General features: G+C 48.2%; 2 pseudogenes. One reads left to right on the top strand and one right to left on the bottom strand.

From position 1 onward, the window contains the following. Positions 1–52: 52 nt before the first annotated feature. Positions 53–133 (top strand): annotated as a pseudogene (locus tag P5683_RS26655) (HNH endonuclease); the annotation flags it as partial. A gap of 77 nt (positions 134–210) precedes the next feature. Here the strand turns inward: P5683_RS26655 and P5683_RS25525 are convergent. After that, positions 211–483 (bottom strand): annotated as a pseudogene (locus tag P5683_RS25525) (reverse transcriptase/maturase family protein); the annotation flags it as partial. Positions 484–682 lie beyond the last annotated feature (199 nt).

Consider the following 682-nt stretch of genomic DNA (forward strand, 5'->3'; position numbering starts at 1 on the left):
AGCCTAGACTAGCACCATATCTTTTATTCCCTGTCAACCTGCGGAATGTAGGTTACACCGCCACTGTCACGACGATAAAACGGCGTTAGACAACGCCAATGCTGTATCCTTAACAATGGAACAATCAGACTAGGAGCCGGATGAGGCGAAAGTCTCACGTCCGGTTCTGAATGGGAGGGGGTAGAGGCGACTCTACTCTCGACCCCTAATTGCTATTGCGTCTTGGGTTGACCGTCCTGGACGGAACCCATAGCTTGTGCCTTCAAATCTTGACTCCCATTCGGGCTCAAGTGCCGACTTAACCAAGGCTTGCCTTGCTCTATCTTGGATTGTGGGAATTCCTAGAGGGCGTTTTTCATCCCTGCCAGGTTTTGGTATCCACACCCGTCGCAGTGGTTTTGCTTTGAGGTTTCCCTTAATGTTCTTAACAAGCTCAAAACTTTGTCTTGGAGAATTAGGGGTCGAGAATGGAGTCACCTCCATCCCCTCCCATTCAAAACCGTGCGTGAAAGTTTCCCTTCACACGGCTCCTAGTTTGACTGCTCCATTGTTAAGGATACAGCGTTGGCGTTGTCTAACGCCGTTTTATCGTCATGACAGTGGCGGTGTAATAATTGAAGGTTTTTGTATATAGCACAAGACAGAACACTTAGGACGTATAATGGAGAGGACGAGATGACTA

Origin of the sequence: Limnospira sp. PMC 1279.21 (genome assembly GCF_032349615.1) — a bacterium.
In the GTDB taxonomy this organism is placed as follows: Bacteria; Cyanobacteriota; Cyanobacteriia; order Cyanobacteriales; family Microcoleaceae; genus Limnospira; species Limnospira fusiformis.